Origin of the sequence: Curtobacterium flaccumfaciens, assembly GCF_013359815.1 — a bacterium.
Classification (GTDB): Bacteria; Actinomycetota; Actinomycetes; order Actinomycetales; family Microbacteriaceae; genus Curtobacterium; species Curtobacterium flaccumfaciens.
In genome coordinates this window covers 88852-114439 of sequence record NZ_JABMCF010000033.1, presented here as the reverse complement: position 1 = coordinate 114439, position 25588 = coordinate 88852, and the positions used below count along the sequence as shown (strand labels likewise).

The following is a 25588-nucleotide window of genomic DNA, read 5'->3' as shown; positions in this document are numbered from 1 at the left end:
GTACACGTGGATCCCCGGAATTCCGGGGCTCCCTGGAGATCACCCGAATCCGAGAAGTCGTGTGTGACGAATCTCTTCCACAGCCCGTCTCATCCGTGAACAGCAACCGCTGGGAACGCCCGGCGGGTCAACGGAAGGAACGAACATGGCTGACACCATCACCCCCACCCCGGCCACCACGGCGACCCGTGCCACCTCGCACGCCGGCACCAGCGGCGTCACCGGCAAGACCGTCATCGACGACACCGTCGTGTCGAAGGTCGCCGGCATCGCCGCCCGCGAGGTCAACGGCGTGCACTCCCTCGGCAACGGCGCAGCCCGTGCCATCGGCGCGATCCGCGACGCCATCGGCCAGCGCGACTTCGGTCAGGGCGTCAAGGTCGAGGTCGGCGAGAAGCAGGTCGCCGCGGACATCGTGATCGTCGCCGAGTACCCGGTGTCGCTCCAGCAGGTCGCCGACGGCGTCCGTGCCGGTGTTGCCCGTGCCCTCGAGCAGATCGTCGGCATGGAGGTCGCCGAGGTCAACGTGACCGTCCAGGACGTCTACATCCCGGGCGACGACGACGACAACGAGGACGAGAAGAAGGAAGCGCGAGTCGCATGAGCAACACGCTGATCGGCGCCCTCATCGGCGCAGTCCTCGCCGTCGTGGCACTGCAGTTCGGGTTCTGGGGCTTCGTGCTCGTCATCGTCTTCGGTGCGATCGGGGCCCTCGTGGCCGCACTCGCCACCGGGCGCATCGACCGCGGTGCCCTGACCGACGTGCTGACCGGACGCCGGAGCTCCCGGTGAACGCCGGCCCGGACGTCCCGGGCCGCGTCGAGATCACCGCACGCGCGCTCACCTCGCTGGCGCGGGCCGTCGCAGCCGAAGGGCTCGGCGCCCCCGCCAAGCGGGTGCGCGTCGGACTCGGCGACGCGTCGGGAGCACTGTCGCTCGACATCACCGGGCCGATCGCCGCGAGCGACGACATCGTCTCCGGGTCGATCCGGATCGCGGACCAGGTCAAGGGCCGCGTGAGCGACCTGACCGGGCGCCGCGTCGGCAGTGCCCACATCGAACTCACCGGGATCGTGCGCGAGCACGAGTCCCGTGCCCGCTAGGAGGCCATCATGAGCAACGGTTCCGTCGAACGACGCATCCGTCGTCGGAGCGTGCACCGCTCCCGCTCCACAGCAGTGGCGGTGGCACTCGTGGTGCTCGCCCTGGTGGCCGCCTGGATCGGCACCGAGGCGGTGCTCAGCGCCATCGGACGCCCGCCGCTGGTCGCCGACCCCCAGACCGTGGTCGACACGGCGCTCCGTCCGGACGCCGCGTTCGTCACCATCGTCGAGGTCATCGCGGGTGTGCTCGTCGTCCTCGGCGTCGTGCTGGTCGTCCTGGCGCTCAAGCCCGGCCGGCAGCACCGATCGGTCGTCGAGCACGAGCGTGGTGCGGTCGTCATCGACGCCCGCATCGTCGCCTCCACCGCGGCGAACGCTGCCGGCATGGCGGCCGGTGTCCCCGAGGGGAACGCCTCCGCCACCGCCCGTGGCCGTTCCACCGAGGTCCGCATCGTCCCCGTCACCGGTGTGCCGGTCGACGAGGCGAGCGTCCGCGCCGCCGTCGTGGAGCGTCTGAGCGGTCTCGACGAGCGCTTCGGCCGACGCGTCCGCGTCCGGGTCGAGGAGAAGGGAACCCTCGCATGACCAAGAGCAACCGGACCCTCAACCGGATCATCCTGTTCGTCCTCGGCCTCGTCGCCGTGGTCGTCGGGATCGCGATGGGCGCGGGTGTGCTGCCCGCCGTCCAGGACACCGTCAAGCCGTACGTCGACCTCCCCCGCAGCCTCGACGTCCCCGCGTCCGCGCTGTGGATCGTCGCCGGGGCCGCGGCCCTCGTGATCGTCCTGTCGCTCGTGTGGGTGTTCACCCGAGGTGGTGGCGGCACGTCCGTCGCCGTCCGGGAACACTCGGGCGACGATGCCGTCACCGTCAACGTCGCACTCGTCCGGGACGTCCTCGAGCACGAACTCGCGGGTGTCCGCGACGTGGTCGGCTCCCGGGTCGACACCTACCTCGTCCGCCGGCAGCGCGCCGCCCGGATCCGTGTCGCGGTCCGCCGCGGCGGGGACGCCGTCAGCGTGCTCGACGCCGTCGACCGAGCCGTCGCGGTCCTCGACCGCACCCTCGGCCGTCCGGTCCCGGTGCTCGTGCACCTGACCGGCGGTACCCGCTCCGCGCTCGCGAAGTCGACCCGCGTCCACTGACACCCGTCAGCCGGACGCACCCCGGGCCTCCCGGCCCACCACCACACCACCGGGCGTACGCCCACCCACGAAAGGACCCGTCATGGGACTCGACGACAAGATCAAGAACGCCGCTCAGGACCTCGCCGGCAAGGCGAAGGAAGCCGTCGGCAACCTGACCAACGACGACGCCAAGGTCGCCGAAGGCAAGAAGGACCAGACCGCTGCGAGCGCGAAGCAGACCGGCGAGGACGTCAAGGACGTCTTCAAGAAGTAGGTCGCACGACCGCATCGGGGCACCCGTTGAACGGGTGCCCCGATGCGTCCCCGCGCAGATCCCGAACGAGGAGGAACCATGCAGCACGACCCACATGCGAACACGCAGGTCACCGAGGTGGCGCTGCCCGCAGCACTGACGGAGCCGCTGCCCGACGACGCGAGCACCGCGACGATCGTCGCGCGCACCGCGGCGGAGACCGCGCTCGGCGTGCCCGGCGTGCACCACCTCGGCGGGATCGCCGCCCGTGCCGCCGACCAGCTGCGGAAGCAGCTCGGCCGCTCGGCGGGCACCGCCGGCGTGCAGGTCGACGAAGAAGACGGTGTGCTCGCCGTGCAGGTCGCCGTCGTCGTCAGCTACCCACACCCGGTGCTGGACGTCGCCGCCGAGGTCCGGCAGCAGGTCACCGCAGCCACCCGACAGCTGTCCGACCTCCGCACCTCGGTCGACGTGCGCGTCCTCGACGTGCACGGACCGTTCGACGACGAGCAGTCCCCGCTCGGCCGCGCCGCCGAGCAGGCGACCGATGCCGTGAAGCAGGCGGCGGAGTCGACCGGCGAGGCCGTCAAGCAGGCCGCCGAGACCACCGCGGACGCCACCAAGCGCGCCGCGACGGCCACGGCGGACGCGACGAAGCAGGCAGCGTCGGCCACGGCGGACGCGACGAAGCAGGCTGCCGACGCCACCGCCGACACCACCAAGCGTGCCGTCGACGCCGCCGCAGAGACGGGCGAGCGTCTGCGTGACGCCGCCTCGGAGTCGCTCGCCCGGGCATCCGAGCAGGCCGCCGACGCGGCATCGTCCGCGAAGGACGCCGCCGAGCAGGCCCGCGACGTCGTCGTCGACGCGGCCGGCACGACCCGCGACCGGGCCTCCGACGCTGCCGATGCCGCGGCGGACGCGGCCGACGACGCAGCCGTCGCCGCCGATGCGGCAGCGGATGCCGCCGCGGCTCCCCGTCACCGGGACCAGCCGTGACCACCGCCTGGTCCGGAGGGCGCCGGTCCCGCGACCGGCGTCCCCGACCCCGCGGCGTCTGGATCGCCGGCGGCATCGGGGTCTTCCTCGTGCTCGCGGTCGCGGTCGGCGGCTTCCTGCCGCTGGTCGGGTTCCTCGGCGGGGTCACCGCAACGACCGCCGGCCTCGTACCGTTCCCGTTCGTCCGCGTCACCCTGATCGCCGTCCTCGGCGCGGTCGTGGTGCTCGCCCTGCTCCTGCTCGCCCTGACCCGTCGGCACACCGCGACCGCGACGACCGCCGTCGTGCTCGCCGTCCTGGTGAGCGTGGCCGTCACCCTGGTCCCCGTCGTCCTGGTCGCCGTCGGCTCCGCCGACCGCGCCGGCGACGTCTGGCCGATCGTCACCGAGCTCTGGACCCGCTTCACCGGCTGACGTCGTGCACACGGTCCCGGCCTGGAGGCCCGCCCCACCCGACCCGGTCGGCCCACCCGGGTGGTCCCGGAGTCCACTGCCCGTCCGCTAGCCTCGCGACGTGAAGCGTCTCTCCCCCGGCCAGCGCTGGGTCATCGGTCTCGGCGCGTTCGCGCTCGTCTGTCTCGTCGTCGGCGTCATCGGGCTGGTGGTCGGGGTCACGAACCGGTACGGGTGCCTCTCCGACTCCGAGGTCTGGCCGCAGTCCCGCTGCCTCGGCGACGACTCCGGGATCTACTGGGGCAGCGCCCTCGGCATCATCGGGCTGCTGCACCTCGGCCTGACCGGCCTGGCCGGTGCACTCGTCTGGACGTCGACCCCGACGGTCGCTCCGCGTCCCGTCGAGCGTCCGACGCCGCGCCCCGGCGAGACGCACCGGGTCTTCTCGTACGGCACGCTCCAGCAGCCGCTCGTGCAGGAGTCGCTGTTCGGCGACCACGTCCCCACCACCCCGGACTCCCTGCCCGGCTGGCGGCTCGACTGGGTGACGATCACCGACCCGGACGTCGTCCGGACGAGCGGCTCCGACCGGCACCCGATCCTCCGCCGCGGCTCCGCCGGCGACGTCGTCGAGGGTGTGGCCCTGACGCTCGGGTACGAGTGGCAGCTCCGCGCGGTCGACGGCTACGAGGTCGCCGACTACCAGCGCATCCGGGTCACGCTGGCCTCGGGCTCGACGGCCTGGGTCTACGTGGCGGCCGACGAGGCCTGAGCCGCGGCGCGCAGCCGTTCGAGCCCCTCGTCGATCGACACCGACGGGGTCCACCGCAGGTCGCTCCGGGTCCGCCGCTGGTCGAACCAGTGCGCCGTCGAGAGCTGTTCGGCCAGGAACCGGGTCATCGGCGGTTCGTCCTCGCCCGGTCGGACGCGCCAGACGGCCTCGACCACGGAGCCCGCGGCCCGCGCGACCGCTGCCGGCACGTGCCACTGCGGCGGTCGGACGCCCGACGCCGTGCAGATGCCGGCGAGCAGGTCGGCGACCGGTCGGGGCTCACCGTTCGTGACGACGTAGGCGTTGCCGTGGACGCCGTCGTCCGTGACGTGCTCGAGCGCCGCGACCATGGCCGTCGCGGCGTTGTCGATGTAGAGCGTGTCGATGAGCGCCGCGCCGGAGTCGAGCAGCGGGAGCCGTCCGGCTCGAGCCCGCTCGACGATCCGGCCGACGAGCTGCGTGTCGCCCGGACCCCACACCAGGTGCGGCCGGACCGCTACGACGGCGAAGTCCGGGGCGTCGGCGTCGAGTGCCAGCAGCTCCGCCGCGGCCTTGGTGCGGGCGTAGTCGCCTCGGGCACGGGACGGCTCCGCCGGACCGGCGTCGGCCCCGACGAGCGACGAACCGGTGTGCGCGACCGACGGCGACGACACGAAGACGAAGCGCCCGACGCCGGCTGCACGGGCGGCCGCCAGCAGTGAGCGGGTGCCCTCGATGTTGACCCGGGCGAAGTCGGCCGGGTCCCCGGCGAGTGACACCTTCGCCGCCAGGTGCACGACGGCCTCGACCCCGTCGACCGCGCGGGCGATCGCGGCGTCGTCGGTCATCGTCCCGGCGAGGTCCTGCACCCCGGGCACTCCCGAAGGACGGCGCTGGAACGTCCGGACCTCGTGCCCGGCGTCCCGCACGGCTGCGGCGGTGGCCTGCCCGAGGAACCCGCTGGCCCCGGTGACCAGGACCTTCACGGGCGGACCATCCGTCCGCCGTCTCGAACCGTGGCGGGTCGGCGATTCGTGCTCACCGACACCTCACGCCCCCGACGGCCCGTGAGGTGTCGGTGACCGCGTGAGAACGCGCCGAACGCGCCGGTCACGGGCGGACCATCCGTCCGCCGGACAGCACCGAGCCGGCCCAGCGGGACAGCCGGGTGCGGTCGACCTTGGAGTTGTGGCGGATGTCGGTCGGCAGCACGGGCACGACGAGCACCGCGGCGAGGGGCACCCCGGCGGCGGCACGGACCGCGGCTGCGAGCTGCGGCGACGCAAGCCCCGGCCGGCGCACGGCAGGGTCGGTCTCGACGACGGCCACCACCTGCTGCGTGCCGACCGGACCGATGCCCGCGACCCCGGCACGTCCGACACCGTCGACGGCCTCGATCCGCTGCTCCGGCCCCACCGGCGTGACGACCCCGTCTGGAGTCACCAGCACGTGCTGCAGTCGGCCCTCGACCCAGATCCGTCCCGCGGCGTCCAGGTGCCCGACGTCCCCGGTGCGGTGCCCGCGCGGGTCGTCGATGCCGAGGCGCGAGACCCGGTCGGTGCGCCAGAGCCGGTCGTAGTGGTCGCGCACGTGGGGTGCCGCGACGACGATCTCTCCGGTGATCCCGGGCTCGTCCGTCAGGGCTCCGGTCGAGCGCCCGGAACCGTCGAGCGGCGCGATGCGGACGCGGACGTTCGCTGCCGGCACCCCGACGCAGATCCCCTCGTCGTCGGACCGGCCGGCGGCACGGACCCCGTCGAGGTCGACGTCGGTCATGAGCAGCCCCTCGGTCATGCCGTAGGGGGTGTGGGCGCTGGCGTTCGGCATCAGCTCGGTCGCCGCGGTCAGCAGCGCAGCCGAGACGGGAGCCCCGGCCGACAGGAACAGCCGCACGCCCTTCAGCGCCTGGCGGTCGGCGTCGGTGAGCTCCGACGCGGTCGCGACGACGTTCGCCAGGGCCGCGGGCGACAGGAACACCACGGTGGCGTCGGCCGCGGCGACCGAGGCCGCGACCGCCTTCGCCGTCAGGGTGCGCGGCGCGGTGACGTCCATGTCGGGCGCGACCGACCGGGCGCCGAGGGCCGGGCCGAGCAGCGCGAACGGCGCGAACCCGGCGACGAGGCCGGTGCCGACCCCGACGTCGTACTGGGTGGCCAGGGCGTCCCGGACGGCGCTGAGCTGCCCGTGCGTGTACACGACGCCCTTCGCCGGCCCGGTCGACCCCGAGGTGAAGAGCACGGCGGCGGGAGCGTCCGACGACGGGGCCGCCGGCAGCGCGGTGCCGTGGGCGAGACGGCGGGCACCACGTCGGGCGACGTCGACGAGCGTGTGCTCCACCCGCAGTGCCTTCCGTGCCGGTGCGGGCAGCGAGAGCGTCGCGATGCGTCGCCCCGGCCAGCCGAGGGCACGCGCGGCACCGAGCCCGGGCAGCGCGCCGATGATCCAGTCGGGTCGGGCTCCGCGGACCGCGCGGGTCAGGCCGCCGAGTCCGAGACCGGCGTCCGCGACGACGACGACCGCGCCGATCCGCACGCAGGCGTACAGGACAGCGGTCAGGTCGGCACCGGGGGTCACCAGGAGCGAGACACGGTCGCCGCTGCGGACGCCCAGGTCGTCGAGGCCTGCGGCGATCTCGTCCACCCGTCGGGCGAGCAGCCGCCACGTGATCGTGCGGGGGCCACCGGCTGCGGCCATCTCGACCAGCGCGGGTTCGTCACTGGCACGCAGTTCGTCGAGCCGTGCCCAGAGCGGCGGGGTCGCCGGTGCGGGCTGGCCCGGGTCCACGGCGTCGGACTGGAGGCCCGCGGGGGCCTGCGCAGGACCGCGGCCGTCCGGCAGGCGGTCACCGAGCCAGTCGAACACCGCGCCCGCCACGTCGGCGTCATCAGGCAGCAGATGCCCGGCGCCCTCGAACCGGTGGACGTCGGCGTGCGGCACACGTTCGGTCAGGTCGTCCAGGTAGCGCTCGAGGAACACCGGGTCGCGCGGACCCCAGAGCAGGAGCACCGGCACGTCGAGCGCGGCGACCCCGGCGGCGATGCGGTCGAGTTCGGGTGCGCTCCGGTGCCGGGCGTCGACGGGGATGTCCGCGACGAAGCCGCCGATGCCACCGCGACGGGCGGCACCGCGGTAGGGCGCCCGGTAGCCGTCGGCCGTGGCACGGTCGAGCTTCGGGTGCGCGATGGCCAGGGTGGTCTCGAGGAATGCCGGGGTCACGACCGTGGCGCGGCCGAGCATCCCCGGACCGAGGGCGAGCCGCAGCGGTGCCGGGATCGGGGCGTCGTCGGGCTGGTGCACGGCGGTGTTGCACGTCATCGCGGCGGCCAGGACGTCCGGGTGGTCGACCGCCCAACCGAGCGACACCACCCCACCCCAGTCGTGGCCGAGGGTGACGACCGGTCCGGTCAGCCCGAGTTCGTCGGTCAGGGCACCGAGGTCCGCGACGCGCTGCGCCAGTCCCCGCTCGACGCCGGTGCGCTCCGAGAAGCCCATGTCGAGCTGGTCGACGGCGACCACGCGCCAGGCCGGGCCGCCGGCCCGGGCGACCTCGAGCGAGGTGCGGAGCACCGACCGCCACAGGTACGACCAGGTCGGGTTGCCGTGCACGCAGAGGATCGTGCCGACCGGTTCCACGCCGAGCGCGGCCAGGGACCCGGCCGTGTCGAGGAGGTGCCACGTGCGCGCGGCGCGATCCGTTCCTCCCGGCCGCTCTGCAGACCACGCGGGGACCGTGACCAGACGCGACCACGCCGGGTCGAGGCCGGGCAGGGAGGGCGGCTGCGTCGCCGGAGCCGTGCTCGCGGCGACGCGGGGCAGCCGGGACCTCACCAGTGGAGTTCCATCATCGCCGTGTTGATGCCGGAACCGACGCCCCCCAGGAACACGCGGTCACCGCGACGGATACCACCGGATGCGACCTCGTCGGCCAGGGTGATCGGGATCGACGCGGGGCCGACGTTGCCGAACCGCTGGTACGTGGTGGGGACCTTGTCGCGCGGGATGCCGATCGCCTCGACGAAGGCGTTGGTGTGCACGTCGGAGACCTGGTGCAGCACGTAGCGGTCCATGTCGGCCCAGTCGAAGTGGGCGCGGGCCTCGGTCCAGGCGGCGACGACGAGCTCCATGCCGCCCTTGAGCAGCATCTTCGCGTCCGTGAACATGCCGTCGACGCTGCCCACGCACAGGTCGTACCACTGGGTCGCCGCGCGGGTGACGCCGCCGACGATCCGGTGTCCTTCGGGGTGCAGGTCCGCCGGGCCGAGCACGGCCGCCGCGGCACCGGACCCGAGGGTCAGGCTGGCGAACTCGCTCATGAAGTCCTTGCGGTTCCGGCCGCCCTGGTTCAGACGGTCGATGGTGTTGAGCTGCACCTGGTCGGCGTCCTCGCCGTCGACGACGAGCGCGTACTTGATCTGCCCGGAGTCGATCATGCCCGCGGCGACGCTCATGGCGTTGACGAACCCCAGGCAGGCGTTCGCGATGTCGAAGTTGATGGCGGACGACGGCAGCCCGAGACCGTGGTGCAGGCGGACGGCCACCGACGGCTCGAGGTGCGGGCGCGTCACCGAGGTGTTGATGAGCAGCCCGATCTCGTCCGGACGGACCCCAGCTTCGGCCATGGCACGGCGGCCGGCGTCGATCGCAGCGTCCTGGAAGGTCTGCCCCTCGCCCCAGTTGCGACGCTCGATGACCCCGGCGACGCGCTCGAGCAGCCCCATCGGCAGACGGAGTCGACGGAGGACCCCGCGGAGCTTGGCCTCGATGTCGGCCGAGGTCGTCACACGCTCCGCCGTGGTGGTCGCCACGGAGAGCAGTGAGACGTTCCGGTGCTTCGCCGTGGCGTTGCCGGGCTGCTCCGGTTCACTGCTCGATGCCTGGTCGACCGGCCGTTCCGTCATGATCGTCACCGACACATACTTCCGCATCTGGCCTGTGTGCGCGATCCGGATGCGCTGGACGGCTCCGGATCAGACGTCCTTCGGCAGCTTCCGCACCTTCGCGCGCCGCTTGCGGCGCTCCGGGATCATCGACCGCATTTCCTCGAGCTTGCCGAAGCAGAGCAGTCGGTCGCCCGGTTCGAGGGCGACGCCGCTGCGCGGGTTCGGGATGACGTTCGAGCCGCGGTGCAGGGTGAGGACCGTGATGTCGCGGTCCCAGAGCCCGGACTCCTTGATCGTCTTGCCGACCAGGTCGGCGTTCGTGTGCACGAGGAGCTCGGCGACGCCGTAGCCCGTCGAGACGGACAGCCGCTGGCGGACGTCGATCTCGGGGAACGCGACCTGGTTCGCGATGAAGTCGACGATCGCACCGGCGATGTCGAGGCCGGTGGCGCGCTCGACGCCCTCGAGCCCCGGTGAGGAGTTGACCTCCATGACGAGCGGCCCGTCGTTGCCCTCGAGCATGTCGACGCCGGCCACCTTGAGGCCCATGATCTGCGCCGAGCGCACGGCCACCGCCTCGTACTCGGGCGAGAGCGTGACCTTCTCGACGGTGCCGCCGCGGTGCACGTTGGAACGGAACTCGTCACCCGACGCGGTCCGGCGCATCGCCGCCACGACCCGGTCACCGACGACGAGGGCCCGGATGTCACGGCCGCGGCTCTCGGCGATGAACCGCTGGATCAGGACGTTCTGCTTCGTGGAGTGGAGGGTCTCGACGATCGACTCGGCCACCTTCGCCTCGGGTGCCAGGATCACGCCGATGCCCTGCGTGCCCTCGAGGAGCTTGATGACGACGGGCGCGCCACCGACCCGTTCGATCGCCCCGCGCACGTCGTTGCGGCCGGCCACGAAGGTCGTCGCCGGCATGCCGATGTCGTGCCGCGACAGGATCTGGTTGGCCCGCAGCTTGTCGCGCGAGTTCGTGATGCCGTTCGCCGTGTTCGGCGTGTAGACGTCCATCTGCTCGAACTGCCGCACGACGGCGGTGCCGTAGTACGTGATCGAGTTGCCGATGCGCGGCAGCACGGCGTCGTAGTCGCTCAGCAGCTTGCCGCGGTAGAGCAGGTCAGGATCGTCGCCGGACAGGTCGATCGCGAAGCGCAGGGTGTTGAGCACCTTGACCTCGTGACCGCGGTCGAGTGCCGCTGCGCGGAGGCGCTGGGTCGAGTACGCCTGGGGCGCGCGCGACAGGATGGCGAGTTTCATCGAGGGGTTCTCCGCTGGGTCGGATCGACGGCGACGCTCCATCAAAGCATGCGGACGTGGCCACGGAGCATGCGACAGGATGGGCACATGGCCCGAGCTCCGAAGTCCTCCGACAGCGGGCTCGTCGTCGCCGGGTGGCGGGAGTGGGCGGGACTGCCGGACCTCGGCGTGCCGTGGATCAAGGTGAAGCTCGACACCGGCGCCCGGAGCTCCGCGTTGCACGCCTTCGACCTCGAGGAACTGCCCGGCGAGCGGGTCCGGTTCTCGCTGCACCCCTGGCAGGACACCGATGCCGACGCCTCCACCATCGAGTGCGACGTGCACGACCGGCGCATCGTCCGCAGCTCGACCGGGCACACCCAGGAGCGCATCGTCGTCCGCACGCGGATCGCGTTGGCCGGGCAGGTCGTCGAGTCCGAGGTCACCTTGAGCAACCGTGACCAGATGGGGTTCCGGATGCTCGTCGGTCGCGAGGCACTCCGGCAGGGCTTCCTCGTCGATCCTGCACGGTCCTTCATGGCCGGGCGGGCTCCGAAGGAGATCCGGCGCCGCAACCGCGGTCGCGTCTGAGCGCGCCTGAGCGCTCCTGGTCACGCGGCACGGGCCGTTGCGGTGATCGGTCGACGGCCTGGAGGCGCGGTGCGGGGCCGCCACGGGCCTCCCGTCCGCCTCGACGCGCGTCTCGGGCGCGGGTCGGGTCAGCGGCCCAGGTGGCGGCCGAGGAAGGCGAGCTGCTGGGGCGCCAGGCGGCGCCAGTAGCCGTGCGTGTGGGCGCCGGGTTCGAAGCCCCCGGCCGGAGGCGTGTCGAAGCCGTCGACGTAGGCGTGCACCGCCGGCGCGAACCCGTCGCCGTTGCCGCAGTCGACGCGGACGGCAACCCCGTCGAGGGCGCGCTGCCGCCCGAGGACGGTGTTCGCGCGGAAGTCCGCGTCGTCGTCGAAGGCGCCGCGGGCGGTGTCGGCGGCCGACTTCCAGAGCGCGGGGCTGATGGCCGAGACGGCCCGGACGCGCGAGGCGCCGAGGACTCCACCGAGCCGGAGGGCCCCGAAGCCACCCATCGAGTAGCCGGTCAGGGCGAGGCGGTCCGTGTCGAAGCCGCGGCGGGCGATCAGGGGCAGGAACTCGTCGACGACCATCGCGGCGGGGTCGTCGCCGTCGGCACGCCGGTGCCAGTAGCGGTTGCCGCCGTCGATCGAGGCGATCGCGAACGGGGCTCCGCCGTCGGCGACGTGCGCTGCGAGGAACCGGTCGTAGCCCAGGCTCCGCCCGAAGAACGAGGTGTGGTCGTCGCCGTAGCCGTGCAGGGCGACCGCCACCGGCAAGGGGGTGTCGGACGCCGGTGCCGCGATCGTCCAGCCGACGGTGCGGCCCTTCCGCGCTGCCGACACGAAGGTGCCGGAGACGGTGGGGACGGGCTCGACGTCGGGGACCGTGCCGTCGGCGCCGTCCAGACCGAGGACCCGGTACAGGGTCGAGCGCCCGGGCAGCAGGCCGAGGTTGATCCCCTCGGCCACGGCTCCCGCGGCGACGACGCCCGTGCCACCGATCAGCAGGGAACGGCGGGTGATCGTGGCAGCACGCGATCGGGTCATGTGGTGGGCGCCGTTCCGTCTGGGGTGTGTTCCCGGATGAGGGACGCGGCGACGGACCGTGCCGTCGTCGTGTCGAGCGCGGGGTCGCGCAACCGCATCGCAAGGTAACCGGAGACGATGAGCAGCAGCTGGTCGGCGAGGACCTCGGCACGGGGGCCGACCACCGGCACCGCCTGTGCCACGAGCCGCCGGCGCAAGGTGGTGGTCTCGAGGTCCAGGACCTGCCGGACCTCGGCGGGGGCGTCGGCGTACTCGGCGGCGGTGCCGAGGAAGGCGCACCAACGGGAGCCCGTGGGCGTCGAGCGGTAGTCGTCGAGGGCGTCGAACACCGCCAGGAGTCGGCCCAGGTCGTCCCGTTCGGCGGCGACCGCACGGTCCCAGGTGGCGATCCAGTCCTCGTGGCGACGGGTGAGGGCCGCGGCGACCAGGGACTCCTTGCTCGCGTAGCCGCGGTACAGGGTGGCCGTCGAGACCCCGGCCCGTTCGAGGACGGCGTCGATCGGGGTGGCGGCGATGCCCTGTGAGAAGAAGAGCTCCTCGGCGGCGTCGAGCAGCCGTTGCTCGGTCCCTGGGCGCATCACCATGAGAGCACCCTAGGCTCTGAAAAGTGAAACGATCGTTTTCGTTACGACAGCGACTGCTCCTGGTGAGCGGACTCGGCCTGATCGCCGCCACCTACGGCCTGGTGCGGCTGGCCTACGGGCTGCTCCTGCCCGACGTGCAGCGCAACCTGGGGCTCCGGGCAGACGCCGCCGGGTGGGTCTCGTCGGGTGCCTCAGCGCTGTACTGCGTCGGTGCGGTGGCCGGTTTCCTCCTCGCCGCACGGATGCCCCGCGTGCTCGTCTCGGTCGCGACCCTGGTGGCGGGGGCCGGTGCCATCGCCATGGCGACGGCCGGCGGGTCGCTGGCGTTCGGTGTCAGCGCCGTGCTCGCGTCGGCGGGTGCCGGACTCGCGTCCCCCGCCCTCGTCCGGATCGTCGCCGAGCAGGTGCCGTCAGCGCTGCTGGGCCGCGCGCAGGCGATCGTCAACGCCGGCACCGGCCCCGGGCTCGTGGGCGCCGGGGTGCTCGCACTCGTGCTGCTGCCCGACTGGCGGACGGCCTGGGCGGTGTCCGGGGTGTTCGCCCTGGCGGTCGGAGTGCTGCTGCTCGTGGTGTCCCGCGGCGGGACTGCTGCGTCCCGGGCGCCACTGCCCGGCGCTCCGTGGTTCGCGGCGCACCGAGGGGTCCTCGTGCTGGCGCTGCTGTTCGGGGCCGGGTCCGCCGTCGTCTGGACCTACGGACGTTCGGCGCTGGTGGAGGCCGGTGCGTCGGTCGTCGTCTCGGTGTCGGCCTGGATCGCGCTCGGGATCGGCGGAGCCGCCGTCGTGGTCTCCGCTCGTTGGACGAACGGACTGCGCGCCCGGACGCTCTGGGCGGTCACGGCGGGTTCGGTCGCCGTGGCCGTCGTGGTGCTGGGGGCTTTGCCGCAAGCGACGGTCGCGGCACTGCTGGCGTGCGCCGTGTTCGGCTGGGGCTACACGGCGGCGACCGGGGCGCTGATCGCGTGGACGACCGAGATCGATGCCGAGCGGTCGTCGGCGGGAACGTCGATGCTCTTCGTCGCACTCGTGCTCGGGCAGGCCGTCGGTGCGGCGGGTGCCGGGGCGCTCGTCGGTGCGATCGGGTTCGTCGCGACGTTCGTGGTCGGGGCGGGCGTGACCGCGGCGAGCGCCGTCCCCGCGGTGGTCCGTCGGCCCGGTGGGGTCCGTGCCGTCAGAGCAGCGGGCGGAGCTCGATCTTCCGGTTGCACGCCTGCGACGCCTGGTGCGCCACCCGGGCCGCCGTCTCGGCGTCCGGGAGGTCCATGACCCAGAACCCGGCGACGTACTCGTCGGTGCTCGTCGCGGGCCTGGTCGTGGCGTGCCCGGGCGTTGTGTCGGTCGCGCCCTCGCGGGCGTCGACCACGGTGGCGTCGGCCGGTGCGGAGACCCCGGCGGCGAACACGATCGCGTCGGCCATCCGTTGGTTGAAGGCATCGACCGCCGCGGCTTCGGCGTCGGTCGCGGAGTACGTGTTGCCGACGGCGGCGGCCTGGCCGTCGTCGATGACGTTGACGAGGAACTGCATGGCGTCTCCCCTGCTCGTTGGCGGGAGGCTACTCCTGCCGTGCATCGACGTACGCGTTCGCCGCGAAGCTGCTGTTCCCCTGGGACATCCGCAGAAGCGGTCCTGTGACGTTTACCATCTGTGAACATGAACACTCCCACTCGAGAAGCTGCAGTCGGGACTCGGCTCAGGCAAGGGCGCGGCTGGCAGACACCGGTGTTCCTCTGCAGTGCTGCCGTGGTCGCGTGCTTCGTGTTCGTGGCCGAGGGGCTGGACGGCCCGCGACTCCCCGTCCTCGCGGTCGCCGCGGTCGTCGTCATCGTGCTCTGGCTCGTCGCGAGCACGCGGCGGGTCATCCCCCGCGGAGGCAACCGACTGATGACCGTCGCCTGGATCGCAACAGGTGTCCTCTACGTCCTCGCCGTCGCTCCGCTCGATGCCGCGCTGCTCCGAGGACTCGACGGGTCGACGTCGGTGCTGGGATGGGGAGTGACCTCGCTCGTCGTCGCCGCGCCACTCGTCGTGGCGGCGGTGCAGGCTCGGCCGAGGCGTCGATGACGAGCGGCTCCCACCCTCGGCACGAACTCGACGACCGGATCCACTCGCCGGTGCGGTTCTCACTGCTCGCGCTGCTCAGGACGGTGGACGAAGCGGAGTTCGGTGTCATCCGGGACGCACTCGAGGTCAGCGACTCAACGCTGTCCCAAGCAGCGGCGACTCTGGCAGAGGCGGGTTTCCTCCGCGTCCGCAGACTCCGCGTGGGGCGGAGCACGAGGAGCTGGCTCGCCCTCACCGACGCAGGACGAGATGCGTTCGAGCGGCACTTCGCCGTCATCCGGGCGATCGCCGAGCCCGCCGGGTGACCGCCGCACCGTGAAGCGAGCGAACGCCGAGCAGTCCAGCGTGGTGGCGACATCGCACTGGGATTCCGCTAGCGTTTCGCGAGTGGGGACGACGGCGGAGTGGTCGCGACTGCCGGTGGGGCGGCACGAGTACCGGCAGGACACGGTGCTCGCAGTTGTGCTGGCCGGTGGGCTCGCCGTCACGACGTTCCTGTACGGGTCGGCCGGTACGTACGGTGACGACCAGGCCGAGTGGTGGGTCTCGGCACTGATGATCGTCGCGAACGCGGCCCCGATCGCGTTCCGCCGACGGTTCCCGATGTCGGTGGCCCTGGTGTCGGCGGTGGCGTTCGCCGCGACGCAGCTGCTCCAGGTGCCCGAGGTCTTCCTCGTCAACTTCACGCTCTTCATCGCGCTGTACACGGTGGGCGCGTGGTGCTCCGACCGGGTGCGGGCCGAAGCGGTGCGCTGGGTCGTCATCGGTGGCATGTTCGCGTGGCTGTTCGTCGCGATCTCGTTCGGGTGGGCGTCGCCGAACGCGCTGCCGAACGACACGGACTCCCCCGTGGCGCCCTACGTCGCGATCTCGCTGCTCAACATCGTCATCAACGTGATCTACTTCGGCGCCGCCTGGTACGCCGGCAACCGCGCCTGGGTCTCCGCCGTCGCACGGCACCAGCTCGCCGAACGCACCGCCGAACTCGCCGCCGAGCGGGAGCGGTCCGCGGCCCAGGCCGTCACGATCGAGCGGGTCCGGATCGCCCGCGAGCTGCACGACGTGGTCGCCCACCACGTCTCGCTGATGGGGGTGCAGGCGGGTGCTGCACGGCGCGTGATCGACCGCGACCCCGCGCAGGCCACCGCCTCGCTCGGGGTGGTCGAGGAGAGCGCCCGCACCGCGGTGGAGGAACTCCGGCGGATGCTCGGCACCCTGCGCTCGGACGACGACGCGTCCGGCCTCGGGGCGGCCGGTGGTGACGGCCCGAGCACCGAGGGCATCACGCGGATCGCCGAACTGGCCGAGTCCGCCCGGGTGGCGGGCCACCCCGCCGAGTACGTCGTCGTGGGTGACGAGCGCCCGGTGCCGCCGACGGTGGCCGCGGTGGCGTACCGGATCGTGCAGGAAGCGGTGACGAACATCCTGAAGCACGCCGGACCGACCGCCCGCGCCGACGTCCGGCTGCGGTACCTGGACGACGGCGTCGAGGTCGAGGTCGCGGACGATGGACTCGGTGCCCGTGCAGCCCGGAGCACCTCCGGAAGCGGGCTCGGGCACGTCGGGATGCGGGAGCGCGTCGACGCCGTGGACGGACGGATCGAGATCGGGCCACGCGCCCGAGGAGGCTACCTGGTGCGGGCATGGCTGCCGACGACGTGAACGCGACGACCGACCTGACGATCGTGCTGGCCGACGACCAGGAGCTCGTCCGCGCCGGGTTCCGCGTGATCCTGGAGTCCGAGCCCGGGTTCCGTGTGGTCGGCGAGGCCGCGGACGGCGCCGGGGCGGTCGAGGCCGTGCAGCAGCTCCGTCCGGACGTGGTCTGCCTCGACGTGCAGATGCCGGGCGTCGACGGGCTCGAGGCCGCGCGACGGATCGCGGCGCTGCCGGACCCGCCGGCGGTGCTCATCCTCACGACGTTCGACAGCGACGACGCGCTGTTCCAGGCGCTCGAGGCGGGAGCGAGCGGGTTCCTGCTGAAGAACGCCTCCCCCGAGCGGCTGATCGACGCCGTGCGGACCGTCGCCGCCGGGGACGCACTGCTCGCGCCGGACGTCACGCGGCGGGTGATCAGCCGGGCGACGGCGTCGGCTGCGGTGCATCCCTCGGCGACCACCACGACCGCGACACCTTCGACGACGGGCGACGATGCACTCGCCGTGGCCGGGCTCACCGAGCGGGAGACCGAGGTGCTGCGGCTCCTCGCCCGGGGCCTGAGCAACGCGGAGATCGCCGGCGAGCTCTACGTCGGGGACGCCACCGTGAAGACCCACGTGTCGAACGTGCTGCAGAAACTCGGACTGCGCGACCGGATCCAGGCCGTCGTCTGGGCGTTCGAGCACGGCGTCGCCGGCTGACCGAGCCGGGCCGAACCCGCACGAGCCGAACAAGCCCGCACGGTGCCGAGTTCGCAGACATGGCCGCACCGTGCGCCTTCGTTCAACCTGTGCAGCGTTGACCGCACCGTGCCCCGCCACCACAACGCACCGTGCAACCAAACCCGCACCAGCCCAACAAGCGCGCACCGTGCCCACCACCGCACCCCACGCCCGCACCGTGCGCCTTCGTTCAACCCGTGCGGCCCTGACCGCACCGTGCGCCGCCAGAACGACGCACCGAGCAACCGAACCCGCACGAGCCGAACAAGCGCGCACCGACCCGAACAAGCCCGCACCCGGCCCACCGGGCCGACGCGCGCTCCTCCCCCACGCGGTGGAGCCGACCACCCACCCAAGTCCCGCCTGGCGGCGGAGGCGGGGCGTGCCTCCCGGCCAATAGCGTCGGACGCAGCGACGACCAGCGTCGCGACGAAGGGGAACGACATGCTCACCATCGAAGGGGTGACCAAGCACTTCGGCGACCGCCGGGTGCTCGACGACGTGGGGTTCACGGTCGGCAGCGGCCGCCTCACCGGCTTCGTCGGCGGCAACGGTGCCGGCAAGACCACCACCATGCGCATCATGCTCGGCGTGCTCCAGGCCGACGCGGGCACGGTCTCGATCGACGGCACCGCGGTCCGTCCCGCCGACCGCCGCCGCTTCGGCTACATGCCCGAGGAACGCGGCCTGTACCCGAAGATGCCGGTGGCCGAGCAGATCACCTACCTGGCCCGGCTGCACGGCGTCGACAAGCGCGCCGCGACGACCCGCACCGGCGAGCTGCTCGAACGCCTCGAACTCACCGCACACGCCGGCGACCCCGTCGAGAAGCTCTCGCTCGGCAACCAGCAGCGCGTGCAGATCGCGGCGGCGCTGGCACACGACCCCGAGGTGCTCGTGCTCGACGAGCCGTTCTCGGGCCTCGACCCGATGGCCGTCGACACCGTGCTCGGTGTCCTGCGCGAGACCGCGGCCCGGGGCGTCCCGGTGCTGTTCTCGAGCCACCAGCTCGACGTGGTCGAGCGGCTCTGCGACGACGTCGTCGTCATCGCCGGTGGCACGATCCGCGCCGCCGGTCCGCAGGAGGAACTCCGCAAGCAGGCGGGCCCCGCCGCGTGGGAGCTGCTGGTCGACGGGGACGTCGCCTGGCTCCGCGACGAGCCGGGTGTGGCCGTGCGGGAGTTCGACGGCGGGTACGCGGTCTTCGAGGCCGACGCCGCCACCGCCCAGCGCGTCCTGCAGCGTGCCGTCCAGCACGGCGCCGTCGGGTCGTTCTCGCCGCGGGTGCCGCGGCTCAGCGAGGTCTTCCGGGAGGTCGTCCGATGAACAACTCCTTCGTGCAGGCCGTGCGGCTCGTCTCCGCACGTGAGATCCAGGCACGCATCCGCAGCAAGGCCTTCGTGGTCTCGGCGCTCATCCTGATCGGCATGGTCGTCGCGTCGATCGTCGTCGGCGGGATCGTGAGCAAGGCCACCGCCGACGACACCACCCCGGTCGCGGTCGTCGACGGCGTCTCGCTGCCGACCACCAGTGGGCTGGACGTCACGAAGTCGGCATCGGTCGACGACGCCGAACGGCTCGTGACCGAGGGCGACGTCGACGCGGCGATCGTGCCGTCGGACGACCCGCTCGGCTACAAGGTCGTCGGGCTCGACGAGGCCCCGTCCGAGGTCGTCTCGGCGTTGAGCGTCACCCCGCGCATCGAGTTGCTCGACCCGGATGCACTGCCGGGTGGCCTCGTCTACCTCATCGCCATCGCGTTCGGCGTCGTGTACTTCGCGTCGGCGGTGACGTTCGGCCAGTCGATCGCGCAGAGCGTCGTCGAGGAGAAGTCGACGCGGGTGGTCGAGATCCTGATGTCCGCGATCCCGGCCAGGGCGCTGCTCGCCGGCAAGGTCCTCGGCAACAGCATCATGGCCTTCGCGCAGATCGTCGCGGTGGCCGTCGCCGCCATCGTCACGTTGGCGGTGACCGGCCAGGACAACATGTTCGCGATGCTCGGCCCGAGCATCCTGTGGTTCATCGGCTTCTTCGCGATCGGGCTCGTGCTCCTGGCGTCGCTGTTCGCCGCGGCGGCCGTGCTGGTGTCACGCCAGGAGGACGTCGGCAGCGTCACCACCCCGGTGATGATGCTCGTGATGATCCCGTACTTCCTGATCATCGTCGCGTACGACAACCCGACGATCCTCGGCATCATGTCGTACGTGCCGTTCAGCGCTCCGATCGGCATGCCCATGCGGATCTTCCTGGGGACCGCCGAGTGGTGGGAGCCGATCCTGTCGCTCGTCATCGTCGCCGCTTCGGTGGTCGCGGTCGTGGTCATCGGTGCCCGCGTCTACGAGAACGCACTGCTCCGCACCGGCAGTCGCGTGAAGCTGTCCGAGGCGCTGCGCGGCTGACGCCGCCAGCCCTGGCAGACCCGGCAAGCCCGGCAGGCCCGGCGGGCCCGGCGGGTTCGGACTGGAGGCCCGCCCCAGGTGAGCAGATCTGCTCACGTGGGGCGGGCCTCCAGTCCGTTGCCCGGCGCCGGTCAGGCGGTCAGGGTCGCGAAGGCGGACCGGTGCCAGACCAGCGGGTTGTGCGCGAAGTCGGACATGAGTCCGAGCACCCGGAGCACCACGATGTCGTGGTCGCCGGCCGGGTAGGTGTGCTCGACCGAGCACTCCAGCCAGATCGGGGCCCCCTGCAGGAACACCGCACCCGTCTCGGCGACCGTCGTGTCGACACCGACGAAGCGGATCGACTTGTCACGCGAGGCGAGCTGCCGGGTGACCTGCGCGTGCCCCTCACCGAGGATCGAGACACCGATCGTGCCGGCGTCCCGGAGCACCGGCCACGTGGTCGACGTGTGCTGCACCGCGAACATCACGAGCGGCGGGTCCTGCGAGACGCCGACCGTGAACGAGGACGCCACGAGCACGGTCGGTTCGCCGTCCACGACGGCGGAGAGCGCGGCGACGCCGCACGGGAACCCGGAGAACGCCTGCTTGAGCGCGGACAGGTCCGGGGCCTCGGTGGAGTAGGGGCTGATCATGACGCGGTTCCTTCCTGGTGGACGGCGGCCGCGCCGAGGACGACGTCCTGCCAGCGGGCGAGCCACACGTCGGTCGATGCGGGGTCCGAGTACTGCTTGTCGTTGAGGTACAGGGCGGGTGCGACGACGGTCGCGCCGAGTTCGACCAGCACCGGTTTGAGGAAGACCTCGGGGGCGAGGGCATGGGCCGGGCCGGCGCCGAGCATGAGCGGCACCGCGACGACGCCGGCGAGTCCGTCGCCGGTGCCGAACTGGTCGAGGAACAGCTTGAGCACGCCGGTGTAGGTCGCCTTGAACGTCGGCGACGCGACGACGACGAGGTCCGAACCGGCGACGGTCCGGACGGCGTCCGACACGGCGGCGTCACCCCAGCCGAGCAGGCCGGCACCGAGGTCGATGACGTCGACGACGTGGTCGGGGGCGCGGCCGGTGAGCCGTTCGAGCACGACCGTCGCGGCGTCGAGCGTCCGTGAGGCCGGCTTGGGGTTGCCGGCGACGACGGTGGTGATCATCGGGGTGCTCCTGTCGGTGGGCGGGTGGTGGGTGCGGGGGTGTTCGTGGAGCGTGTGGTTCGTGCAGCGGGTCGTTGGTGCAGTCCACCGCTCGTTCGTTTCGCCGCCGTGCCGCGTCCGTATCGGGTGGGTTACGCCAGCTGGCCCTGCCCCGTGGCACCCGAATGTCCCGGTCAGCGGGGCTGCGCGTCCGGGTCTCCCGGCCATTCCGCCAGGCACGGTCCTCGCTGACCGCACCGAATTGTGAGAGCGCCGTTTCCGGAAGTCGCCTCGGATGGGTCCGGCGTGTTTCGCCCCGCCGTCGCCGGCCCGTCACCGCCCGGATCCGCCCCTCCTCGCGGTTCGGTGGCGCAGTCGTCCACCCCGGATCGACGGGGCGGACGCCCCTCGGCGTCGGGCGCCGCAGGTGGCCTAACACCAGCGAAACAAACGCCTAACAGGACCGTTACCGGGCGACCGCCTGCCGGTGCCCCGCGGCCGTTACATTCGCATCAGCCCCACTGCAGCGGCCGGCGTCACCGGCGATCCGACCCCCGCCGCCGCCTGGTCCGGCTCCCTGCACGTCCTGCCCCGCTCCGCGGGGCCTTCGTCGTACCCGCCGCAGCTCCCCCGTCCCCGCTCCGGCTCCCCGTCCCCGCACCTTCCCTGCTCCACCCGTCCAGGAGGTCCCCGACCGATGTCGTCCCCCGCACCGTCCCGAACGCGTCCGTCGCGTCCCGCGCTCCTCGCCGCCGCACTCGCCGGCGTGCTGTTGCTGTCCGCCTGCTCCGCCACCTCGACCGCGTCGACGAGTTCCGGTGACGACACCGCCGGTGTCGAGCACGCCACGAGCCAGATCAAGGCCGCCAGCGTCGACCCCGAGTTCACCTTCGAGGGCGCTCGCTTCGACATGTCGGGCATCGCCGGCAAGACGATCTTCAACATCCCGAACTCGTCCGCCGTCCCCTTCATCACCGCGGTCGACGAGGCCGGCGAGAAGGTCGCCGAGCAGTACGGCGCGAAGTGGATCGAGTACACGAACCAGGGCACGCCCACCGAGCACTCCGCCGGCATCGACCAGGCGATCAGCCGCGGAGCCGACATCATCGTGTTGGCGCAGGGCGTCAACGGCGAACTGATCGTCCCGGCACTGAAGCGTGCGAAGGCAGCGGGGATCCCCGTGCTGATCAGTCACACCTACCAGACCGGGCAGGCGCTGCCGGACCAGCTGCAGGACCTCGTCGCCGCGCAGGTGACCGCCCCGTTCCACGAAGCCGCGAAGCTCAACGCCGACTGGGCCACCAAGGAGACCAAGGGCCAGGGCGACGTCCTCATCATCACGTCGTCCGAGGTGCCGCCGTCCGACGGCATCGTCAAGGCGATGCAGGACGAGTTCGAGGCGCAGTGCGACGGCTGCAAGGTGAAGGTGACGAACGTCCCCGTCGCCGACTGGGCGACGAAGATCTCGTCGACCGTGCAGTCCGCCGTGCAGTCCGACCCGAACCTCGACTACGTCCTGCCGGTCTACGACTCGATGACGCTGTACGTCGAGGCCGGCGTGACCGCCGCCGGCAAGACCGGCCAGGTCTTCACCTCCTCGTACAACGGCACCCCCGCGGTGCTGAAGATCCTGCAGGAGGGCAGCGTCCTCACGATGGACATCGGCGAGAACATGGAGTGGCTCGCCTACGCGACGCTCGACCAGGCCGGCCGTGTCCTGACCGGCACGCCGATCATCGAGGACGGTGACGAGAAGACCCCGCTGAAGGTCTTCACGAAGGACAACGTCGACGAGACCGGCACGCCGCCGGCGCCGAGCAAGGGCTACGGCGACGCGTACAAGACCGGGTACGAAGCGATCTGGGGCGCGGCCGAGTGACCGCCACCCGGGAGGCGCGGCTCGGCTCCGCGACGTCGGCTGCGGTCGTCGGGTCCGGTGCGGACACCGCATCCGGTGCGGACACCGCGTCCGTCGCGGACACCGCGCCGGTCCTGCGGATCAGCGGGCTCACGAAGCGCTTCGGCGGGCTGACCGCGCTCGACGACGTCGACCTCGAGGTCCTGCCGGGTCAGGTGCACGCACTGCTCGGCGAGAACGGCTCCGGCAAGTCGACCCTCATCAAGATCCTGTCCGGCACGTACGCGCCGGAACCGGGCGCGACGATCGAGGTCCGGGGCGCCCGGCTGCCCCTGCCGGTGCCTCCCGGGTACTTCCGTCGCGTCGGGATCAGCTTCGTCCACCAGGACCTCGCACTCGTGCCGTCGCTCGGCGTGACCGAGAACCTGCGGCTCGCGACCGTGGTGGCCGGGCGCGGACCCTTCGTCCGCTGGGGCGCCGAGCACCGTGCCGCGGCCGAGCTGTTCGCGCGGTACGGGGTGGACATCGACCCACGAGCACGGATCGACGAACTCACCGACACCCAGAAGGCCCTCGTCGCGATCCTGCGGGCCGTCGCCGAGCTGGGCGACGACCGGGCGCTCATCGTGCTCGACGAGCCGACGGTCTTCCTGCCGAAGGAGGACGCCGACCTGCTGTTCCGCGTCGTGAAGGACCTCGTCGCGGACGGCCGCACCTCGGCACTGCTGGTGTCGCACGACATGTCCGAGGTCCTCCAGCACGCCGACCGGGTCACCGTCCTGCGGGCCGGCCGGGTCCAGGCGCACCGGGACACCGCCACGACGACGGCGGACGAGCTCGTCTCCCTCATCGTCGGACGCGGACTGGACGGTCCCGCCGCCAGGACTCCGCGCCCGGCGACCACCGGCGACGCCGTCGTGACGGTGCGGGACCTCCGGGTCGGTGTCGTCGACGGTCTGTCCTTCGACGTCGCGGACGGCGAGGTCGTCGGCATCACCGGGCTCGCCGGTTCCGGTGTCGAGGACGTGCTGCCCGGCCTGTACGGCGCACGGCCCGCGACCGGCTCGCTCGCCGTGCGGCGCGACGGGGCGACGCCCGCGCCGGTCGACCTGGCACGGGTGACGCCCGGCTCCTCGATCGCCCGCGGCGTCGTGTACGTCCCCGCGGACCGCAAGCGCGAGGGCGGGGCGCTCACCCTGTCGGTCGAGCAGAACGTCACGCTCCCCGTCCTCGGGAAGCTCCGCGGGCTGCTCGGCCTGTCGCCCGCGCGGGAACGCGCCCACGTCGCGGGACTCGTCCGTGACTACGACGTCCGGCCCGCCGACCCGGCCGCCCTGTTCGGGACACTGTCCGGCGGCAACCAGCAGAAGGCCGTCCTGGCCAAGTGGATGCAGGACGACCCGAGGCTCGTGCTGCTGCAGGAACCGACCCAGGGCATCGACGTCGGGGCCCGCGCCGCGATCTTCTCGATGCTCCGCCGGAGTGCGGAGCAGGGCGTCACGATCGTCTGCGCCTCCACCGACTACGACCAGCTCGCGCAGGTGTGCGACCGCGTCGTCGTCCTCGCCCACGGCCGCGTGCACGACGTGCTGACCGACGACCGCATCGACCGCGACGTCATCGCGGCTGCCGTCGTGGCGAGCCTCGTCGACGACGACGCCCCGGCGTCCCCCGCCGTGCCCTCCTCCCCCGATGCCTCCTCCGCAGTCAAGGAGAACGCCTGATGTCCACCACCGCCGACCCGGTCCTCGAGACCTCGATCGTCCGTCCGACCCGCCCGCGCTTCTCGTGGGGGCACACCGAGCGGTACGCGCTGCTCGGTGCCTGGCTCGTCATCGTCATCGCGTTCAGCATCGCGCTGCCCGACACGTACCCGACCCTCGGCAACCTGCAGAACATCCTCGGATCACAGTCGGTGCTGCTCATCCTGGCGCTCGGGTTCCTGTTCCCGCTCACCGCGGGCGAGTTCGACCTCTCCGGCGCCTCGACGATGTCGCTCTCCGCCATGACCATCGCCGTGCTCAACGCGAAGATGGACATCCCGCTCGTGCCCGCGATCGCCGCCGGCCTGGTCATCGGCGTCGTCGTGGGTCTGGTCAACGGCCTGCTCACCGTCGGGTTCCGCATCGACTCGTTCATCGTCACCCTCGGCACGTCGACGTTCATGATCGGGATCATCCAGTGGATGAGCGCGTCGTCGTCGGTGACGGGCATCGACCCGGCGCTCGTGCAGGCCACCGTCGGGTGGCGCGGCCTGGCCGGGCTGCCGCTCGCGTTCGTCTACGGCCTGATCGCCACCGTCGTCGTCCTGGTCGTGCTGAGCGCCACCCCGGTCGGCCGGCGGCTCCTGTTCGTCGGGACCGGCCGGACCGTCGCCGAACTCTCCGGGCTGAACGTGCGACGGCTGCGGGTCGGCGCGTTCGTCGGCGCCGGGCTCACCGCCGCGGTCGCCGGGGTCGTCTACGCCGGCACCCTCGGCGGCGCCGACCCGTCGAGCGGACAGTCGTTCCTGCTCCCCGCGTTCGCCGCCTGCTACCTCGGCGCGACCGCGATCGTCCCGGGGCGCTTCAACGCGATCGGCACCTTCATCGCCGTGTACTTCCTGTTCTCCGGAGTCGTCGGCCTGCAGATGCTCGGCGCCGACAACTTCGTGCAGCAGCTGTTCTACGGCGGCGCCCTCATCGTCGCCGTCGCCGTGTCGCAGACCATCCGGCGGCACTCCGTCGCGACCGCCGCCAAGGCCGCCGCGAAGCGTTCCTGACCCCGCTCCCCCGTTCGTCCCTCCCTCGACACCCACCACAGAAAGCGAGTCCCCC

General features: G+C 72.4%; 29 protein-coding genes. 20 read left to right on the top strand and 9 right to left on the bottom strand.

All coding sequences use genetic code 11. From position 1 onward, the window contains the following. Nucleotides 1-145 precede the first annotated feature (145 nt). The 9 genes from HP445_RS05045 (at nucleotide 146) to HP445_RS19115 (ending at nucleotide 4646) form a co-directional block, all read left to right on the top strand. On the top strand, nucleotides 146-604 hold the full coding sequence (locus HP445_RS05045) for an Asp23/Gls24 family envelope stress response protein (protein WP_111024451.1): 459 nt from the start codon (nucleotides 146-148) through the stop codon (nucleotides 602-604). Then, nucleotides 601-792 (top strand): DUF2273 domain-containing protein, encoded by a 192-nt coding sequence (locus HP445_RS05040; protein WP_017885412.1) that lies wholly within the window; start codon nucleotides 601-603, stop codon nucleotides 790-792. The genes HP445_RS05045 and HP445_RS05040 overlap by 4 nt, the downstream gene beginning before the upstream one ends. Then, nucleotides 789-1103 carry a hypothetical protein gene (locus HP445_RS05035; protein WP_017885411.1) on the top strand — a complete coding sequence of 105 codons (315 nt, stop codon included), beginning with the start codon at nucleotides 789-791 and terminating at the stop codon, nucleotides 1101-1103. The genes HP445_RS05040 and HP445_RS05035 overlap by 4 nt, the downstream gene beginning before the upstream one ends. 9 nt (nucleotides 1104-1112) lie before the next feature. Continuing rightward, nucleotides 1113-1688, top strand: coding sequence for a DUF6286 domain-containing protein (locus HP445_RS05030; RefSeq protein ID WP_027465998.1), 576 nt, complete (start codon nucleotides 1113-1115; stop codon nucleotides 1686-1688). After that, on the top strand, nucleotides 1685-2248 hold the full coding sequence (locus tag HP445_RS05025) for a hypothetical protein (RefSeq protein WP_128780757.1): 564 nt from the start codon (nucleotides 1685-1687) through the stop codon (nucleotides 2246-2248). The genes HP445_RS05030 and HP445_RS05025 overlap by 4 nt, the downstream gene beginning before the upstream one ends. Before the next feature lie 82 nt (nucleotides 2249-2330). Then, entirely contained in the window at nucleotides 2331-2504 is a 174-nt protein-coding gene (locus tag HP445_RS05020; RefSeq protein ID WP_017885408.1) for a CsbD family protein, read from the top strand. A 78-nt stretch (nucleotides 2505-2582) separates the two neighbouring features. After that, entirely contained in the window at nucleotides 2583-3482 is a 900-nt protein-coding gene (locus HP445_RS05015) for an Asp23/Gls24 family envelope stress response protein (protein WP_164941192.1), read from the top strand. Then, nucleotides 3479-3895 (top strand): MFS transporter permease, encoded by a 417-nt coding sequence (locus HP445_RS05010; protein WP_128780755.1) that lies wholly within the window; start codon nucleotides 3479-3481, stop codon nucleotides 3893-3895. The genes HP445_RS05015 and HP445_RS05010 overlap by 4 nt, the downstream gene beginning before the upstream one ends. A 100-nt stretch (nucleotides 3896-3995) precedes the next feature. Beyond that, the gene (locus tag HP445_RS19115) at nucleotides 3996-4646 is read left to right on the top strand and encodes a gamma-glutamylcyclotransferase family protein (RefSeq protein ID WP_241660418.1); all 651 of its coding nucleotides are present in this window, start codon (nucleotides 3996-3998) and stop codon (nucleotides 4644-4646) included. On the opposite strand, the gene HP445_RS05000 is transcribed toward HP445_RS19115, so the two are convergent. From HP445_RS05000 to HP445_RS04985, 4 genes are all read right to left on the bottom strand, one after another. After that, complete coding sequence (locus HP445_RS05000) at nucleotides 4622-5611, bottom strand: NAD-dependent epimerase/dehydratase family protein (protein WP_128780754.1); 990 nt, start codon at nucleotides 5609-5611, stop codon at nucleotides 4622-4624. The two genes, HP445_RS19115 and HP445_RS05000, sit on opposite strands and share 25 nt — an antisense overlap. 124 nt (nucleotides 5612-5735) lie before the next feature. Next, nucleotides 5736-8453: an alpha/beta fold hydrolase gene (locus tag HP445_RS04995; protein ID WP_241660417.1), complete on the bottom strand. Its 2718-nt coding sequence runs from the start codon at nucleotides 8451-8453 to the stop codon at nucleotides 5736-5738. Further along, a complete protein-coding gene (locus HP445_RS04990; RefSeq protein ID WP_042537701.1) occupies nucleotides 8450-9523 on the bottom strand; it encodes a 3-oxoacyl-ACP synthase III in 1074 nt (357 codons plus the stop codon). The genes HP445_RS04995 and HP445_RS04990 overlap by 4 nt, the downstream gene beginning before the upstream one ends. A 69-nt stretch (nucleotides 9524-9592) precedes the next feature. Then, on the bottom strand, nucleotides 9593-10771 hold the full coding sequence (locus HP445_RS04985; RefSeq protein ID WP_110861118.1) for a RimK family alpha-L-glutamate ligase: 1179 nt from the start codon (nucleotides 10769-10771) through the stop codon (nucleotides 9593-9595). 87 nt (nucleotides 10772-10858) lie between these two features. On the opposite strand from HP445_RS04985, the gene HP445_RS04980 reads away from it, so the two are divergent. After that, a complete protein-coding gene (locus HP445_RS04980; protein WP_128780753.1) occupies nucleotides 10859-11341 on the top strand; it encodes an ATP-dependent zinc protease family protein in 483 nt (160 codons plus the stop codon). Nucleotides 11342-11469: 128 nt separating this feature from the next. On the opposite strand, the gene HP445_RS04975 is transcribed toward HP445_RS04980, so the two are convergent. Both HP445_RS04975 and HP445_RS04970 read right to left on the bottom strand, forming a co-directional pair. Beyond that, on the bottom strand, nucleotides 11470-12363 hold the full coding sequence (locus HP445_RS04975) for an alpha/beta hydrolase (protein WP_128780752.1): 894 nt from the start codon (nucleotides 12361-12363) through the stop codon (nucleotides 11470-11472). Beyond that, nucleotides 12360-12947 (bottom strand): TetR/AcrR family transcriptional regulator, encoded by a 588-nt coding sequence (locus HP445_RS04970; protein WP_128780751.1) that lies wholly within the window; start codon nucleotides 12945-12947, stop codon nucleotides 12360-12362. The genes HP445_RS04975 and HP445_RS04970 overlap by 4 nt, the downstream gene beginning before the upstream one ends. 23 nt (nucleotides 12948-12970) lie before the next feature. Between HP445_RS04970 and HP445_RS04965 the strand changes: the two genes are divergently transcribed. Continuing rightward, nucleotides 12971-14212 (top strand): MFS transporter, encoded by a 1242-nt coding sequence (locus tag HP445_RS04965; RefSeq protein WP_128780750.1) that lies wholly within the window; start codon nucleotides 12971-12973, stop codon nucleotides 14210-14212. Here the strand turns inward: HP445_RS04965 and HP445_RS04960 are convergent. Continuing rightward, entirely contained in the window at nucleotides 14118-14471 is a 354-nt protein-coding gene (locus HP445_RS04960) for a YciI family protein (RefSeq protein ID WP_128780749.1), read from the bottom strand. The two genes, HP445_RS04965 and HP445_RS04960, sit on opposite strands and share 95 nt — an antisense overlap. A gap of 126 nt (nucleotides 14472-14597) precedes the next feature. Here HP445_RS04960 and HP445_RS04955 point away from each other — a divergent pair, with 126 nt between their 5' ends. The 6 genes from HP445_RS04955 (at nucleotide 14598) to HP445_RS04930 (ending at nucleotide 19788) form a co-directional block, all read left to right on the top strand. Then, nucleotides 14598-15008 (top strand): hypothetical protein, encoded by a 411-nt coding sequence (locus HP445_RS04955; protein WP_128780748.1) that lies wholly within the window; start codon nucleotides 14598-14600, stop codon nucleotides 15006-15008. Further along, the gene (locus HP445_RS04950; protein ID WP_128780747.1) at nucleotides 15005-15313 is read left to right on the top strand and encodes a transcriptional regulator; all 309 of its coding nucleotides are present in this window, start codon (nucleotides 15005-15007) and stop codon (nucleotides 15311-15313) included. Before HP445_RS04955 ends, HP445_RS04950 begins: the two co-directional genes overlap by 4 nt. An 82-nt stretch (nucleotides 15314-15395) precedes the next feature. After that, entirely contained in the window at nucleotides 15396-16670 is a 1275-nt protein-coding gene (locus HP445_RS18865) for a sensor histidine kinase (protein ID WP_128780746.1), read from the top strand. Beyond that, entirely contained in the window at nucleotides 16652-17368 is a 717-nt protein-coding gene (locus tag HP445_RS04940) for a response regulator (protein ID WP_128780745.1), read from the top strand. Before HP445_RS18865 ends, HP445_RS04940 begins: the two co-directional genes overlap by 19 nt. Before the next feature lie 465 nt (nucleotides 17369-17833). Then, on the top strand, nucleotides 17834-18715 hold the full coding sequence (locus tag HP445_RS04935) for an ABC transporter ATP-binding protein (protein ID WP_128780744.1): 882 nt from the start codon (nucleotides 17834-17836) through the stop codon (nucleotides 18713-18715). Next, complete coding sequence (locus HP445_RS04930) at nucleotides 18712-19788, top strand: ABC transporter permease (RefSeq protein ID WP_128780743.1); 1077 nt, start codon at nucleotides 18712-18714, stop codon at nucleotides 19786-19788. The genes HP445_RS04935 and HP445_RS04930 overlap by 4 nt, the downstream gene beginning before the upstream one ends. Before the next feature lie 131 nt (nucleotides 19789-19919). Here the strand turns inward: HP445_RS04930 and HP445_RS04925 are convergent, their stop codons facing one another. Continuing rightward, nucleotides 19920-20423 carry a flavin reductase family protein gene (locus HP445_RS04925; RefSeq protein WP_071405947.1) on the bottom strand — a complete coding sequence of 168 codons (504 nt, stop codon included), beginning with the start codon at nucleotides 20421-20423 and terminating at the stop codon, nucleotides 19920-19922. Continuing rightward, complete coding sequence (locus tag HP445_RS04920) at nucleotides 20420-20935, bottom strand: NADPH-dependent FMN reductase (protein ID WP_071405946.1); 516 nt, start codon at nucleotides 20933-20935, stop codon at nucleotides 20420-20422. The genes HP445_RS04925 and HP445_RS04920 overlap by 4 nt, the downstream gene beginning before the upstream one ends. Nucleotides 20936-21611: 676 nt before the next feature. Here HP445_RS04920 and HP445_RS04915 point away from each other — a divergent pair. From HP445_RS04915 to HP445_RS04905, 3 genes are read left to right on the top strand one after another with little or no spacing between them, the layout of a single operon-like run. Further along, complete coding sequence (locus HP445_RS04915) at nucleotides 21612-22793, top strand: sugar ABC transporter substrate-binding protein (RefSeq protein ID WP_128780742.1); 1182 nt, start codon at nucleotides 21612-21614, stop codon at nucleotides 22791-22793. Continuing rightward, complete coding sequence (locus HP445_RS04910; RefSeq protein ID WP_128780741.1) at nucleotides 22790-24496, top strand: sugar ABC transporter ATP-binding protein; 1707 nt, start codon at nucleotides 22790-22792, stop codon at nucleotides 24494-24496. The genes HP445_RS04915 and HP445_RS04910 overlap by 4 nt, the downstream gene beginning before the upstream one ends. Continuing rightward, a complete protein-coding gene (locus HP445_RS04905; protein WP_111030591.1) occupies nucleotides 24496-25533 on the top strand; it encodes an ABC transporter permease in 1038 nt (345 codons plus the stop codon). The genes HP445_RS04910 and HP445_RS04905 overlap by 1 nt, the downstream gene beginning before the upstream one ends. The last annotated feature ends 55 nt before the right edge of the window (nucleotides 25534-25588 follow it).